Genomic DNA, 14,088 nt, shown 5'->3' with positions numbered 1-14,088 from the left:
GCGCACCGGGTGGAACGGAATTTACCGTGCCAGCAGCGTACGGGCACCGTCGGTAATGGCTTCCGCGGAGACCAGTACGTGAAGTGCTGCCGGACCTAATGGTACAAACGAGTCAACTCCCGCCACTCGACGTGCGGCTCCGACATATCCGGCGTCGACCAGCGCGGCGATCACGCCCTCGCCGACCCCGCCGGAGCGGCGCGTCTCGTCCACGACCAGCACCCGACCGGTCGCCGAGGACTCCCGGATGATGTCCGCCACCGGCAGTGGGGCCAGCCACCGCAGATCCACCACGCGGGTGCCCACCCCCTCCTCGGCGAGGACGGCCGCGGCCCGCAGCGACATCCGCACCCCGTTACCGAAGGTGATGATGGTGAGGTCGTCCGCCGAGCCGACCCGGTAGACCCGGGCCCGTCCGATCGGCACGTGCCCGGCCACCCACCCGCCCGGCTCCGGATAGCCGGCCAGCCACTCACCGTCACCCTCCGCGTACAGATCGCGGGTGTGGTAGAGCGCGATCGGCTCCAGGAACACGCAGACACTGCCGTCCACCGCCGCGCTCGCCAGACAGGTTCGCAGCATGGGCGCGGCGTCGTCCGGCCGCGCCGGCACCGCGACCACCAGACCGGGCACATCCCGGAGTACGGCCACCGAGTTGTCGTTGTGGAAGTGCCCGCCGAACCCCTCCTGGTACGCCAGGCCCGCCACCCGCACCACCATCGGGTTGCGGAACGCCCCCTGCGAGAAGAACCGCATCGTGGCCGCCTCACCGCGCAGCTGGTCCTCGGCGTTGTGCAGGTACGCCAGGTACTGGATCTCCGGCACCGGCAGCATCCCGGCCAGCCCGGCACCGAGGCCCAGCCCGAGCACCGACGTCTCGTCGAGCAGGGTGTCGAAGACCCGGGCCGCCCCGAAACGGTCACGCAGCCCCTTTGTCACCCCGTACACACCGCCCTTGGCGGCCACGTCCTCACCGAAGACCGCCATCTGCGGGTGGTCGAGCATCCCGTCGGCGAGTGCGGCGTTGATGCTCTGCGCCAACGTCATCGGCCCGGCCAGCTCCGGCGGCTTGCCACCGAACGCCTCTTCCCGCGCGCCCGCGCCGGGCCCACTGGCCCGCGCCGCGGCGTCGGCCACCGCCCGCGCCACCCGCACCGGGCGCCGGGGCGCCAACGCCGAGACCACGTCGGCCGCGGACGCCAGCTTCGGCTCGCCCAGCACCTCCTCGGCCAGCCGACGTACCTGCCAGCCGGTCTCGTCGTACCGGGCCAACAGCTCCTCGCCGGTCGCCACCCCGGCGTCGACAAGCAGCCGCGCGGTGGCGGCCACCGGGTCCCGGTCCAGGTCCTCGGCCAGCTCGGCCGGGCTCCGGTACGCCGACTCCGCGTCCGCCCCGGCATGCCCCATCAGCCGTACGGTGCGCAGGTGCAGCACCGCCGGCCGCCGGTTGCGGCGTACCCAGGCCGCGGCCTCCGCCGCCACCGCGTACGTCCCCACCGGGTCGGCCCCGTCCGCGCTGAAGTAGCGGATGCCCGGCTTGGCCCGCAGGGTCGCCTCGACCCAACCCTCCGGCGAGCGGACGCTGATGCCCAACCCGTTGTCCTCGCAGACGAAGAGCACCGGGATCCGCAGCCCGGCGTGGTCGTACCACCCGGCGGTGTTGAAGGCGGCGGTGGCGCTGGCGTGGTTGACCGAGGCGTCGCCAAAGGAGCAGACCACGATCGCGTCCGGTGGCCAGGGGGCGTGCGCGGCGCCCGCGCCGCTACCCACCCGCACCCCGGCCCCGGTACGCCGCCCGACGCTGTCCAACCGGCGTAGCCGCTCCACGGCCAGTCCCATCCCGACCGCGCGGGGCAGGTGCGAGGCGATGGTGGAGGTGGTCGGCACGATGGCCAGATCCGCCCGGCCGAACACCTTGTGCCGGCCCCCGGCGATCGGCTCCAGGCTGGACGCGACCATCCCCCGCAGCACGTCCCGCGCCGCGTCGGCGTACGCCTCGAACCCGGTGGCAGCCCCGGTCGCCGAGGTCGGCTCGGTCCCGGACGGCTCTGACGCCCGCGGACCCGCGGTCGACTCGGGTTCGTGGGCCGATGCGCCGTGGACGGTCGGCTCGGAGTCGGCGGTCCGGGCCGCGTCGGCGATCTGCACCGGGTCGGGGGTCAGCGCCGGGTCGGCGGCGGCCTGGGCGGCGCGGAGGCAGTAGAAGGCGCCCGAGCGGTAGTGCAGCAACGCCGGATCGGTGGGACGCAGCGCGGCGGCGACCGCGGCGTTGCCCTCGTGCCCCGCCGAGCCGATCGTGTAGAAACCCTCCCCGAAACTGCGCAACCAGCGCCCGGCCAGGTCGAGCTGCCGGCTGGTCACCTGCGCGTCGAACAGGTCCAGCACCTGCGCGCCGGTCAGTGGAGCGTCGTCGGTGACCGGGTCGGCGGGGTCACGCCGCCGCTCGGCGGCGGGCAGCGCCGCCAGCGTCTCCCGGAACCGGTCGTCGAGATCTTGCGGGGTGGTCACGTCGGACAGCATTACCGACGGAAGCCCTGCTCGCCCAGTGGGACACGGCCGTCGGGGTTGCGCTCACTCCGGCCCGCAGGACTCCGGACAACCGCCGTCGGACACCTTCCAGACCAGCTCACGAAGGGTGTTCAGCTCCCCGTCACTCAGCCCGGACAGGAGTCGGGAGTCGGACATCACCTCGATCACCCGGGCCCGCACGACCCGACCCTCCCCGGTCACCAGCAGCGTCTTCTGCCGCCGGTCCGTCGGGTCGGTGCGGCGCTCGACCAGCCCGGCCTGCTCCAGCTTGTCGACCAGCACCGTCACGTTCGACCGGTCGCAACCCAGCTGACCGGCGAGATCCCGGGCCGGCAGCGGGTGGTCCGGGTCCAACTCCTGCAGCGCCCGGGCCGCCGCCGGGGTGAGCCCCAACTCGGCGAACGCGGAGCCCTGCCGATGCCGCAGCGCGTCGGTGACGTGCGCCATCCGCCGCACCACATCGACGGCGAGACCGGCCCGATCCACCGGCTTGCCCACGGAACCCACCTGCCGCGTCACGACCACATCGTACGCAGCACGCCCGTGCGGCCAGCTCAGCGATCAGGGCCGGGCACACCGTCCGGACGGGCATGGGCGGACCACACCGGTCCGCAGCCCGGCCCGCTCAGCCCGCCCGGCCCGCCACTTTGCAGCCCCGCCCTACCGCAGCCCCGCCACCCCGCAGCCTCGCCACCCCGCAGCCCGCCTCGCCGAGCCCCGCCCCGCCGCAGCCCGGTCACCCCGCAGCCCGCCTCGCCGCAGCCCCGCCGCAGCCCGCCTCGCCGAATCCACGTAAGCCGCTGCCCACGCGACATCAGGGAAACTGCTGTCTCAGCACGGGTTGAGGCAGCAGGTTCCCTGATGTTGCGTGGATCTTGACAAGGCGACGGACTGCGCGAGGTGGCGATCAGCCGGCAGACGGGGGCGGCGGCCCTGCGCCGCGCGCAAAATCCTGGATGTAGTGGCCTCCCGCGCCCCCAACCCCACTACATCCAGGATCGAGCACGATCTTGCAGGCGCGGCGCCTGGTGCGCAGGGCGTTCGCGGGGCGCGGGGCGCAGGGCGGAGGGTGGGCGCGGCCCGCCGGCGGGCGGTTAGGCGGGGAGGAAGGAGAAGCGGACCTGGCGGGTCGGGTTGTCGCCGTTGGTGTCGACGAGACAGATCGACTGCCAGGTGCCGAGCGCGAGCTGGCCGCCGAGCACCGGCAGGGTGGCGTACGGCGGGATGAACGCCGGCAGCACGTGGTCGCGGCCGTGGCCGGGCGAGCCGTGTCGGTGCCGCCAGCGGTCCTCGGCGGGGAGCAGGTCGCCCAGCGCGCTGAGCAGGTCGTCGTCGGAGCCCGACCCGGTCTCGATGATCGCCAGGCCGGCGGTGGCGTGCGGCACGAAGACGTGCAGCAGGCCGTCGCTTTCGCCGGAGACGAACTGCTGGGCCTCCGCGGTGATGTCCCGGACGGTCGGCCGGGACCCGGTCTGGACGGTGATCACGTCGCTGCGCATACGTCGCATTCTGCCGCAGGGTGCGGTCAGGAGCTGCCGCCACCGCCACCAGAGTCGCCGCCGCCGGACCAGCCCCCACCGGAGTCACCGCCGGACCAGCCCCCACCGGACGAGCCTCCGCCGGAGTCACCGCTGGACCAGCCCCAGCCGGACCAGCCGCCGCCCGAGTCGGTGCTGCCGCCGACCGGTTCCGTACCGTCGGAGCGGTCGTGGTCGCCGTCCCGCTGGCGGTCGACGTGCCAACCGCTACCGACGTCCCCGGTCGGCCCGGCGTAGAGGCCGTACCCGGCGCCGTCTGTCTCTGAATGGCGCCGGCGGCCGGTCCGACGGGCCGCGCGGTTCGTCTGCCGCAGCAGGGCCGCGCCGAGCACGACCAGCAGTACGCCGAGGGCGACCAGTCCCACCATCGGCCAGTTGGTGCCGGAGACGAGGGCGACCGCGCCGATGACCAGGCCGGCTGTCCCGACAACGATCATGCTCGCGGCGACCGCGACAGGGCGTCCGTTCATGGTGGTGACGGTAGGAGTGGCGGTCAAACCGCTCAGGTTCGGTCCGGTCGTCGCGCTAAGTTACCGGCGAGTACCTGTGTTCAGCATCGCGTCGGGGGGACCTAGACGTGACGACGGGTGCCACCAGGGGGCAGGATGGCGCTAGAGACCTATCCCACACACAACCGAGGGAACGCCTGTGGCTACGGAACGCAAGCGCCCGGTGATCAGCGACGGCCTACCGAGCCAGCTTCCGGACATCGACCCTGAAGAGACCAGCGAATGGGTCGAGTCGCTTGACGGTGTCATCGACGAACGCGGCGCCAAACGCGCCCGCTACGTCATGCTGCGCCTGCTGGAGCGGGCCCGTGAGCGCCAGGTCGGGGTTCCGCCCCTGACCACCACCGATTACATCAACACCATCCCGTCGGAGCGCGAGCCCTGGTTCCCGGGTGACGAGCACGTCGAGCGGCGTATCCGGGCGTACGTCCGGTGGAACGCCGCCATGCTGGTGCACCGGGCGCAGCGCCCGGAGATCGGCGTCGGCGGGCACATCTCCACCTTCGCCAGCTCGGCGTCGCTCTACGAGGTGGGCTTCAACCACTTCTTCCGGGGCAAGAACCACCCGGGCGGCGGCGACCAGATCTTCTACCAGGGCCACGCCTCCCCCGGCATGTACGCGCGGGCGTTCCTGGAGGGGCGGCTCAGCGAGCACCAGCTCGACGGGTTCCGCCAGGAGCTGTCGCACCCCGGTGGTGGGCTGCCCTCGTACCCGCACCCTCGGCTGATGCCGGACTTCTGGGAGTTCCCCACCGTCTCGATGGGCCTCGGCGGTCTGAACGCGATCTACCAGGCCCGGTTCAACCGGTACCTGCAGCACCGCGGCATCAAGGACACCTCCCAGCAGCACGTCTGGGCGTTCCTCGGCGACGGCGAGATGGACGAGCCGGAGACGCTGGGCGCCATCGGCGTGGCCGCCCGCGAGGAGCTGGACAACCTCACCTTCGTGATCAACTGCAACCTCCAGCGGCTGGACGGGCCGGTTCGGGGCAACGGCAAGGTCATGCAGGAGCTGGAGGCGTTCTTCCGGGGCGCCGGCTGGAACGTGATCAAGGTTGTCTGGGGCCGTGAGTGGGACCCGCTGCTCGCCGCGGACACCGACGGCGCGTTGGTCAACCTGATGAACACCACGACCGACGGCGACTACCAGACCTACAAGGCGGAGTCCGGCGCGTACGTGCGGGAGCACTTCTTCGGCCGTGACGCACGGACCCGCAAGATGGTCGAGCCGCTCAGCGACGACGAGATCTGGAACCTCAAGCGGGGTGGGCACGACTACCGCAAGCTCTACGCGGCCTACAAGGCGGCCACCGAGCACACCGGTCAGCCCACAGTCATCCTGGCGAAGACGATCAAGGGCTGGACGCTCGGCTCGCACTTCGAGGGCCGCAACGCGACCCACCAGATGAAGAAGCTCACGCTGGAGGACCTGAAGACCTTCCGCGACCGGCTCTACCTGGACATCCCGGACAAGGCGCTGGAGGACAACCCCTACCTGCCGCCGTACTTCCACCCGGGCGAGAAGTCCGAGGAGCTGGCGTACCTCAAGGAGCGGCGCGAGCAGCTCGGCGGGTACCTGCCGTCCCGGCGGACCAGCACGAAGCGACTGGCCATCCCCGGCCCGGAGCGGTTCGCCGACATCAAGCGCGGCTCGGGCAAGCAGAAGGTGGCCACCACGCAGGCCTTCGTCCGTCTGCTCAAGGACGTGATGAAGGACAAGGAGTTCGGCAAGCGTTGGGTGCCGATCATCCCGGACGAGGCCCGCACCTTCGGTCTCGACTCGATCTTCCCGACCGCGAAGATCTACTCGCCGCACGGCCAGCGCTACACCTCGGTCGACCGGGAGCTGTTCCTGTCGTACAAGGAGTCGACCACCGGGCAGATCCTGCACGAGGGGATCAACGAGGCCGGTTCGGTGGCCTCGTTCACCGCGGCCGGCTCGGCGTACGCCACGCACGACGAGCCGATGATCCCGATGTACATCTTCTACTCGATGTTCGGGTTCCAGCGGACCGCCGACGGGCTGTGGGCCGCGGCCGACCAGATGGCCCGGGGCTTCCTGCTCGGCGCCACCGCGGGTCGGACCACGCTCAACGGTGAGGGCCTCCAGCACGAGGACGGGCACTCGCTGCTGATCGCCGCCACCAACCCGGCGGTGGTCGCGTACGACCCGGCGTTCGCGTACGAGATCGCGCACATCCTGGAGCAGGGTCTGCACCGGATGTACGGGGACGCGCAGGAGAACGTCTTCTACTACCTGACGGTCTACAACGAGCCGACGCTGCAGCCGGCCGAGCCGGCCGACGTGGACGTGGAGGGCCTGCTCAAGGGCATCTACCGCTACTCGCCGGCACCGCAGGTCGACGGCCCGAAGGCCAACCTGCTCGCCTCGGGCACCGGGATGCAGTGGGCGCTCAAGGCCCAGCAGCTGCTCGCCCAGGACTGGGGGGTGGGCGCCGACGTCTGGTCGGTGACCTCCTGGACCGAGCTGCGCCGCGACGCGGTGGAGACCGAGGAGTACAACCTGCTCAACCCGGGTGCCGAGGCGAAGGTTCCGTACATCCAGCAGAAGCTGGCCGACGCGGACGGGCCGAAGGTCGCGGTCAGCGACTTCATGCGCGCGGTACCGGACCTGATCGCCCGCTGGGTACCCGGCGACTACACGTCGCTCGGCACCGACGGTTTCGGCATGTCGGACACCCGGCACGCGCTGCGCCGGCACTTCCACGTCGACGCGGAGTCGATCGTGGTGGCCACGCTGCGGCAGCTCGCCCGCAGCGGCGCGGTGGCGACCACGGTGCCGGCCGAGGCCGCCAAGAAGTACGCGATCGACGACGTCAACGCCGCCCCGGTCGGCGAGACCGGCGGCGACAGCTAATTCCAGCACGATCGGAAGGGCCCGGCGCTTGCGCGCCGGGCCCTTCTGTTCGCTACGACCCACCCCCCGCTCGGGTCGATCATGGAGTTGTGGTGGGGGACGAAGCGGTCGAGTCACCTCGCGCCGGGCACCACAACTCCATGATCGGCCGCAACGGAGGGCGGGGGCAGCGGAGAAGCGGCGGTGGTCCGGGGGCCCTGGCGGGGATCCGGACCACCGCCGTCGCGGGTGACGCCGGGAGGATGCGCTCGTCAGCCGACGGCGGCCAGGTCGGTGAGCCGGGCCAGCGAGTCCTCCAGGTCGGCGCCGACCCGACGCAGTCCGAGGCGCAGCAGGGCCGCCTTGACCGGGCCGGCCGGCCAGCGGACCACGATGAGGCGCACGATGGTCCCGCCCTCCTCATCGTCTCCGGTGAGCTGGACGTAGATCTCGGTGCGCGCCTCCGCCCGAGCACCGGCGCCCTTGGCCCGTTCCCGCCAGCCGATCAGCGTCGGCTCCTGGTAGGCGATCACCTCGGCCTCATGCGCCGAGCCGCGCCCCGCCTGGACCAGTTGTCGCCGTCCGAAGCCCTCTCCCGAGAGCACTTCGGCCGCGCGGACCCCGGCCAGCCAGGCCGGCAACTGCTCGGCCCGCTGCACGACATCCCAGACCACTTCAATTGGCGCCGCCACGTGCGCACTGCGTTCCACGAGGATCATTTCCGTCTTTCCTCCGGTGAGGACATCCCACGATATCGGCACTCTATGCGCTAAATCGGACTTACCTGGACGGGTTCGGAAAAAGACACGCCGATCAACCATTGCGGAATGCGCCAGGCCGGCCTATGGCGCATTCATCGAGAGCGCCCTAAAGTCCCGAACACGTTTCACGTTGACCGGGAGGGCGCATGTCGACCGCACCGATGCCCCAGTTCCCCACCGGCTTCCGCTGGGGCGTCTCCACATCGGCCCACCAGATCGAGGGCGCCACCACGGCCGACGGCCGAGCTCCGTCCATCTGGGACACCTTCGCCCAGTCCCCCGGCGTGATCAGCGACGGCAGCAGCGGTGCGGTGGCCTGCGACCACTACCACCGGTACACGGAGGACGTGGCGCTGCTGGCCGGCCTGGGCGTCTCCGCGTACCGGTTCTCCGTCGCCTGGCCTCGGGTCCAGCCCACCGGCGCCGGTCCGGCCAACGTGGCCGGACTCGACTTCTACGACCGCCTGGTGGACGAGTTGCTGGCCGCCGGGGTCGACCCGGTGGCCACCCTCTACCACTGGGACCTGCCACAACCCCTCGAGGACGCCGGCGGCTGGCTGCACCGCGACACCGCCGCCCGGTTCGCCGAGTACGCCGAGAAGACCGCCGCCCGCCTCGGCGACCGGGTCCGGCTCTGGATCACCCTGAACGAGCCGTTCATCCACATGAGCCTCGGCTACGGCATGGGCGTGCACGCCCCCGGCCGGATGCTCCTGTTCGACGCCTTCCCGGTCGCCCACCACCAACTGCTCGGGCACGGGCTTGCGGTCGCCGCGCTGCGGGCACACACCGCCAGCCCGGTGGCGATCGCCAACAACTACTCGCCGGTGCGGGTGCTCGGCGATCGTGACGCCGACCGGGCCGCCGGTGCGGCGTACGAGGCTCTGCACAACCGACTCTTCACCGACCCGCTGCTCGGCCGCGGCTACCCGGAGCTGCCCGGCTTCGACCCGAGCGTCATCCACCCCGGCGACCTGGACACGATCGCCGCGCCGATCGACGTGCTCGGGGTCAACTACTACAACCCCACCGGGGTACGGGCGGCCGAGGAGGGTTCACCCCTGCCATTCGACCTCGTGCCGCTGGACGGCTACCCGCGTACCGCCTTCGACTGGCCGGTGGCCCCCGACGGGCTGCGCGAACTGCTCGGCTGGCTGCGCGACACGTACGGCGACGCGCTACCGCCCATCGAGATCACCGAGAGCGGCTGCGCGTACGACGACGCACCCGACGCCGACGGGCGGGTGGCCGACCCGGAGCGGATCGCGTACCTCGACGGGCACCTGCGGGCGGTTCGGGCCGCCATCGACGACGGGGTGGACGTCCGCGGGTACTTCGTCTGGTCGCTGCTGGACAACTGGGAGTGGGCCGAGGGGTTCACCAAACGCTTCGGTCTGGTGCACGTCGACTACGCCACCCAGACCCGTACGCCGAAGTCGTCGTACACCTGGTTGCGCGACGTGATCGCGGCCAGCCGCCCGGGGTCGGCGCGGTGACCACCCTCGACCCGACGCCGGCGTCGCTGCCGGCGGCGCTCGCCGAGCCGACGGTGCCGGTGCGGCGCGGCTGGATCGGTTTGATCTTCGCGGCCAACCTCGGCGTGTGGATGGCGTTCTTCACGCCCATCCAGGTGCTGCTGCCCCAGCAGATCGAGCAGATCGCGCCCGGCGGCAAGGAGAACATGCTGGCCGTGGTCACCGGTCTCGGCGCGCTGGCGGCGGTGCTGGCCAACCCCCTCGCGGGCGCCCTCTCCGACCGAACCTGCCTGCGGATCGCCGGCCGCGAGTTCGGTCGTCGGCACGTCTGGACGGCGGGCGGGGCCGTGCTCGGCGCGGCGGCCCTGGTGCTGCTGGCCCAGCAGCGGACCATCCTCGGGGTCGCCCTCGCCTGGGTCGCCGCGCAGGTCTGCTTCAACGCGATGCTGGCCAGCCTCAGTGCCGCCATTCCGGACCGGGTTCCGGTGACGCAGCGCGGCGGGGTCTCGGGTTGGGTGGGCATCCCACAGGCGCTCGGGCTGGTGCTCGGCGCGGTGCTGGTCACCGCCGTGGTCACCGGCAACGCCGCCGGCTACCTGGCCATCGCCGTGGCCGTCCTGCTGCTGTCACTCCCGTTCGCCTTGCTCACCCCCGACGAACCGCTGCCGCGTACCCATCGGCCCGCGATCCGGACGCGGGCGCTGCTGGCCTCGATGTGGATCAGCCCCCGCCAGCACCCGGACTTCGCCTGGGCCTGGATCACCCGGTTCCTGGTCCAGCTCGGCAACGCCCTGGGCACTCTCTACCTGCTGTACTTCCTCACCGACGGGGTGCGCCACCCCGACCCCGAGGGCGGCCTGCTGGTGCTGATCCTGCTCTACACGCTCGGGATGATGCTGACCGCGGTGGTCGCCGGCCGGCTGTCCGACCGGTCCGGCCGCCGCAAGATCTACGTGATCGTCTCCGGGCTGATCATGGCGGTGGCGGCGCTGCTGCTCGCGGTCGCGCCGGTCTGGCCGATGGCCATCGTCGCGGCGCTGCTGCTCGGCGCCGGCTACGGCGTCTACCTCTCGGTGGACGCCGCGTTGATCACGCAGGTGCTGCCCCGGGCCACCGACCGGGCCAAGGACCTGGGCGTCATCAACATCGCCAACTCGGCGCCGCAGGTGCTCGGCCCGGCGCTCTCCGCCCCGCTCGTGGTGTACCTGGGCGGCTATCCCACGCTCTACGCGGTCACCGCCGTGGTCACCCTGCTCGGCAGCGCCCTGGTCGTCAAGATCCGCTCGGTGCCGTGAGCCAGGGCGGGGGCGGTGGCGGAAAGCAGTCGCGTACCGCCGTAGGCTGGGGGACGTGACAGTACGTGTGCGCTTCGCCCCTTCCCCGACCGGTATGTTCCACGTCGGCGGCGCCCGCTCGGCGCTGCAGAACTGGATCTACGCCAAGCAGCAGGGCGGCGTGTTCGTGCTGCGCATCGAGGACACCGACGCGGCGCGCAACAAGCCCGAATGGACCGAGGGCATCCTCTCCGCGCTGGACTGGATCGGGATCTCCCGGGGCAGCTACGAGGGCCCGTACTTCCAGTCGGCGAACGCCGGCGAGCACCGGGCCGCCGCCGCCCGCCTGTACGACTCGGGCCGCGCCTACTACTGCGACTGCACCCGCGAGGACGTGCAGGCCCGCACCGGCTCGCAGTACCAGGGCTACGACGGCTACCACCGCGACCGTGGCCTCGGCCCGGGCCCGGGGCACGCGCTGCGCTTCCGTACGCCGGACGAGGGCACGACGGTGGTGGTCGACCTGATCCGCGGTGAGCCGACCTTCGAGAACAAGCTCATCGAGGACTTCGTCATCGCCCGGGGCGACGGCTCGCCGGTCTTCCTGCTGGCCAACGTCGTCGACGACATGACCATGGGGATCACCCACGTGATCCGGGCCGAGGAGCACCTGCCCAACACGCCCAAGCAGCAGCTGCTGTGGGAAGCCCTCGGGGTCAAGCCGCCGATCTGGGCGCACGTGCCGGTGGTGGTCAACGAGAAGCGGCAGAAGCTCTCCAAGCGCCGGGACAAGGTCGCCCTGGAGGCGTACCGCGACGAGGGTTACCTCGCCGGGGCGATGCGCAACTACCTCATGCTGCTCGGCTGGGCGCCCTCCGGCGACCGGGAGATCGTTCCCTGGTCGGTCATCGAGGACGAGTTCCGGCTGGACGAGGTCAACCTCTCCTCGGCGTTCTTCGACGAGAAGAAGCTGCGCGCGTTCAACGGTGAGTACATTCGCGCGCTGCCGGTGGCCGAGTTCATCGACGCCTGCCAGCCGTGGCTGACCGGCACCGGGACCATCGCGCCGCCGCCGTGGCAGCCGGAGGAGTTCGACGCCGAGGCGTTCGCCGCCGTGGCGCCGCTGGCCCAGACGCGGATCGCGGTGCTCAGCGAGATCGTGCCGAACGTCGACTTCCTCTTCCTGGCCTCGCCGCTGATCGACGAGGCCGCCTGGACCAAGACGATGAAGGACGGCTCCGCCGAGCTACTGGACGACGCGGTCACGGCGTTCGAGGCGCTGGAGTCCTGGGACGCCGAGTCGCTGAAGTCGACGCTGGAGGCGGTCGGTGCCGAGCGAGGCCTCAAGCTCGGCAAGACGCAGGCGCCGGTGCGGGTCGCGGTCACCGGCCGCACCGTGGGTCTGCCGCTGTTCGAGTCGCTGGAGGTGCTCGGTCGCGAGCGCACCCTGACCCGGATCCGCGCCGCCCGCCTGCGCCTGGTCTGACGAAGGACAACCGCGCCGATCTTGCAGTTTCGGTTGTCGACATGAGTGGGATGGCCCCTTGTGTCGGGACAGCAAGTGCAAGATCGCGGAGCGGAGCGCAGTGCGCTCCGCTCCGTTGATCACTGGGCTCCGCGTCGGCGGCGCAACACGAGGCCGGCTCCTAGCGCGGCGAGCAGGACCAGGGCGCCGAGCGCCCAGAGCCACCAGCGACCGCCGGAGTCGGACTGCTCCGACGCCGCCGGCACCGGGGAGGCCGTCGAGCTACCGGGTGTCGCCGAAGCGGGCCCGGCGGAGGGTACGCCGACGGCCGGCGCGTCAGCCGAGGGCGACGCTGCCGGGCTGGCGCCGACGGCCGCCGACGGCGAGGCGGACGGGTCTGCGGCGGTGCCGGTGGTGAGGGTGAACCGCACCTCGCCCTTCACCGGATGCCCGTCGGACGACGCGAGCTGGTAGCCGACGATGTAGAGCCCCGCGGCGGCCGGCTTGAACGGCACCCGCACGCGACTGCCGTCGAAGGCGGGAGTCCCGCCAGCGACCACATTGTCCGGTCCGGTTATTGTGATCTTCGTCGTGGTCGGCGACGGCTTGGCGAGGAACCGTAGCTCGACCCGGGCCGGTGCCGCCGCCACGCGGGCGCCGTCGCGCGGGTTGCTGCCGGTCAGTTCGTTGTGGGCGGCGGCCGGTGTCGCCGGCACCAGAAACGACACACCGAACGCCACGCCGAGCACCACTGGCACGACCCGGGCCGTACGTGTAACCCTGCCCCCCATGAACCCCTCCGTAAGGGTACGATCCGCCCGCTGATCAAACGGCTCCTCATTAGTCGAGCAGAGATCGCAGATAGTTCCAAATACTGTTCCAAAAGCTGCAACTCATCGACGTTCTGCGGAGTCTGTAGGAGTGGGCGCGACCATCTGGTCGATGTCACACCGGCAGGTCGGTCCGGACGTCACGACGAAGCCATCCATCGAACGGGGCGAGGAGGCGGGATGGTCCGACACATGAGGCGGTTAGTCGCCGTGTTGGCGGGCACGCTGGCGGCGGCGCTGCTGTCGCTTGGCACCGCCGGCTCGGCCTCGGCGGCGCCGAAGCCGGCACCCGCCGGAGTGGACATCACCGGCACGGGGCTGTCCGCGCCGCTGCGGATGCACGCGGACAAGGAGCCCGCCCTCGTGGGCGCGGTCATCGACCAGGTCAACTTCCTCGCTCGCACCGGCATGCCGACCGGTCCGAAGGCGGCCAACCTCGGTCCGAAGTACACGGTCGTGGTGCTCGCCGGCGAGACGCCGAAGCAGACGTACGACCTCTATCCCAAGGCGATCGGCGGCCCCCGCGTCTACCGGCCGGCGAAGCAGCCCGACGGCCGCAAGACCAGCGCCGGCTGGTTCCTGGGTCGGCTCAGCATGTCCGAGACCCTGCGCACCGCCGGTGTGCCGCTGGAGCGGCAGTTCGACACGGTCAGCGGTGGCGCGGGCGGCGGCGAGCGGGTGCTCCCGGAGGACACGCTCGACCCGGCGAAAGACCTCGACGAGGCGCTCGGCGACCTGCAACGCCTGCTGCTGCTCAACGTCGGCGTGATGCTGACCATCACGGTCGGCCTCGCCGGGATCGCCCTGCTGATCCGCCGCCGCACGCGCTGAACTGGCGCACGCGCTGACC

Annotated in this window: 11 protein-coding genes; 5 read left to right on the top strand and 6 right to left on the bottom strand. The window is 71.5% G+C overall.

Features of this window, described 5'->3' with window-relative positions:
- Positions 1-21: 21 nt before the first annotated feature.
- The 4 genes from ACIBD9_RS10585 to ACIBD9_RS10570 all read right to left on the bottom strand — a co-directional run bounded on the left by ACIBD9_RS10585 (position 22) and on the right by ACIBD9_RS10570 (position 4,537).
- The gene (locus ACIBD9_RS10585; RefSeq protein WP_396716435.1) at positions 22-2,520 is read right to left on the bottom strand and encodes a thiamine pyrophosphate-dependent enzyme; all 2,499 of its coding nucleotides are present in this window, start codon (positions 2,518-2,520) and stop codon (positions 22-24) included.
- 51 nt (positions 2,521-2,571) lie between these two features.
- A complete protein-coding gene (locus ACIBD9_RS10580; RefSeq protein ID WP_396716693.1) occupies positions 2,572-2,976 on the bottom strand; it encodes a MarR family winged helix-turn-helix transcriptional regulator in 405 nt (134 codons plus the stop codon).
- A gap of 647 nt (positions 2,977-3,623) precedes the next feature.
- Complete coding sequence (locus ACIBD9_RS10575; RefSeq protein WP_387171886.1) at positions 3,624-4,028, bottom strand: YjbQ family protein; 405 nt, start codon at positions 4,026-4,028, stop codon at positions 3,624-3,626.
- A gap of 26 nt (positions 4,029-4,054) precedes the next feature.
- Positions 4,055-4,537, bottom strand: coding sequence for a hypothetical protein (locus tag ACIBD9_RS10570; RefSeq protein ID WP_396716433.1), 483 nt, complete (start codon positions 4,535-4,537; stop codon positions 4,055-4,057).
- Positions 4,538-4,715: 178 nt separating this feature from the next.
- On the opposite strand from ACIBD9_RS10570, the gene aceE reads away from it, so the two are divergent.
- A complete protein-coding gene (gene aceE, locus ACIBD9_RS10565; RefSeq protein ID WP_396716431.1) occupies positions 4,716-7,454 on the top strand; it encodes a pyruvate dehydrogenase (acetyl-transferring), homodimeric type in 2,739 nt (912 codons plus the stop codon).
- Between the two features lie 251 nt (positions 7,455-7,705).
- Here aceE and ACIBD9_RS10560 read toward each other — a convergent pair whose 3' ends face one another.
- On the bottom strand, positions 7,706-8,152 hold the full coding sequence (locus tag ACIBD9_RS10560) for an SRPBCC family protein (RefSeq protein ID WP_396716429.1): 447 nt from the start codon (positions 8,150-8,152) through the stop codon (positions 7,706-7,708).
- Between the two features lie 188 nt (positions 8,153-8,340).
- On the opposite strand from ACIBD9_RS10560, the gene ACIBD9_RS10555 reads away from it, so the two are divergent.
- From ACIBD9_RS10555 to gltX, 3 genes are read left to right on the top strand one after another with little or no spacing between them, the layout of a single operon-like run.
- Positions 8,341-9,690 carry a GH1 family beta-glucosidase gene (locus tag ACIBD9_RS10555; protein WP_396716428.1) on the top strand — a complete coding sequence of 450 codons (1,350 nt, stop codon included), beginning with the start codon at positions 8,341-8,343 and terminating at the stop codon, positions 9,688-9,690.
- Positions 9,687-10,964 carry an MFS transporter gene (locus tag ACIBD9_RS10550; protein ID WP_396716426.1) on the top strand — a complete coding sequence of 426 codons (1,278 nt, stop codon included), beginning with the start codon at positions 9,687-9,689 and terminating at the stop codon, positions 10,962-10,964. Before ACIBD9_RS10555 ends, ACIBD9_RS10550 begins: the two co-directional genes overlap by 4 nt.
- A 55-nt stretch (positions 10,965-11,019) precedes the next feature.
- Positions 11,020-12,429: a glutamate--tRNA ligase gene (gltX, locus tag ACIBD9_RS10545; RefSeq protein WP_396716424.1), complete on the top strand. Its 1,410-nt coding sequence runs from the start codon at positions 11,020-11,022 to the stop codon at positions 12,427-12,429.
- A gap of 119 nt (positions 12,430-12,548) precedes the next feature.
- On the opposite strand, the gene ACIBD9_RS10540 is transcribed toward gltX, so the two are convergent.
- Entirely contained in the window at positions 12,549-13,199 is a 651-nt protein-coding gene (locus tag ACIBD9_RS10540; RefSeq protein ID WP_396716422.1) for a copper resistance protein CopC, read from the bottom strand.
- A 219-nt stretch (positions 13,200-13,418) separates the two neighbouring features.
- Here ACIBD9_RS10540 and ACIBD9_RS10535 point away from each other — a divergent pair, with 219 nt between their 5' ends.
- The gene (locus ACIBD9_RS10535; RefSeq protein ID WP_396716420.1) at positions 13,419-14,069 is read left to right on the top strand and encodes a hypothetical protein; all 651 of its coding nucleotides are present in this window, start codon (positions 13,419-13,421) and stop codon (positions 14,067-14,069) included.
- Positions 14,070-14,088 lie beyond the last annotated feature (19 nt).

It is taken from the genome of Micromonospora sp. NPDC050784, assembly GCF_044456765.1.
In the GTDB taxonomy this organism is placed as follows: Bacteria; Actinomycetota; Actinomycetes; order Mycobacteriales; family Micromonosporaceae; genus Micromonospora; species Micromonospora foliorum.
The sequence above is the reverse complement of the archived record's forward strand: the minus strand, read 5'-3'. Positions and strand labels throughout refer to the sequence as shown.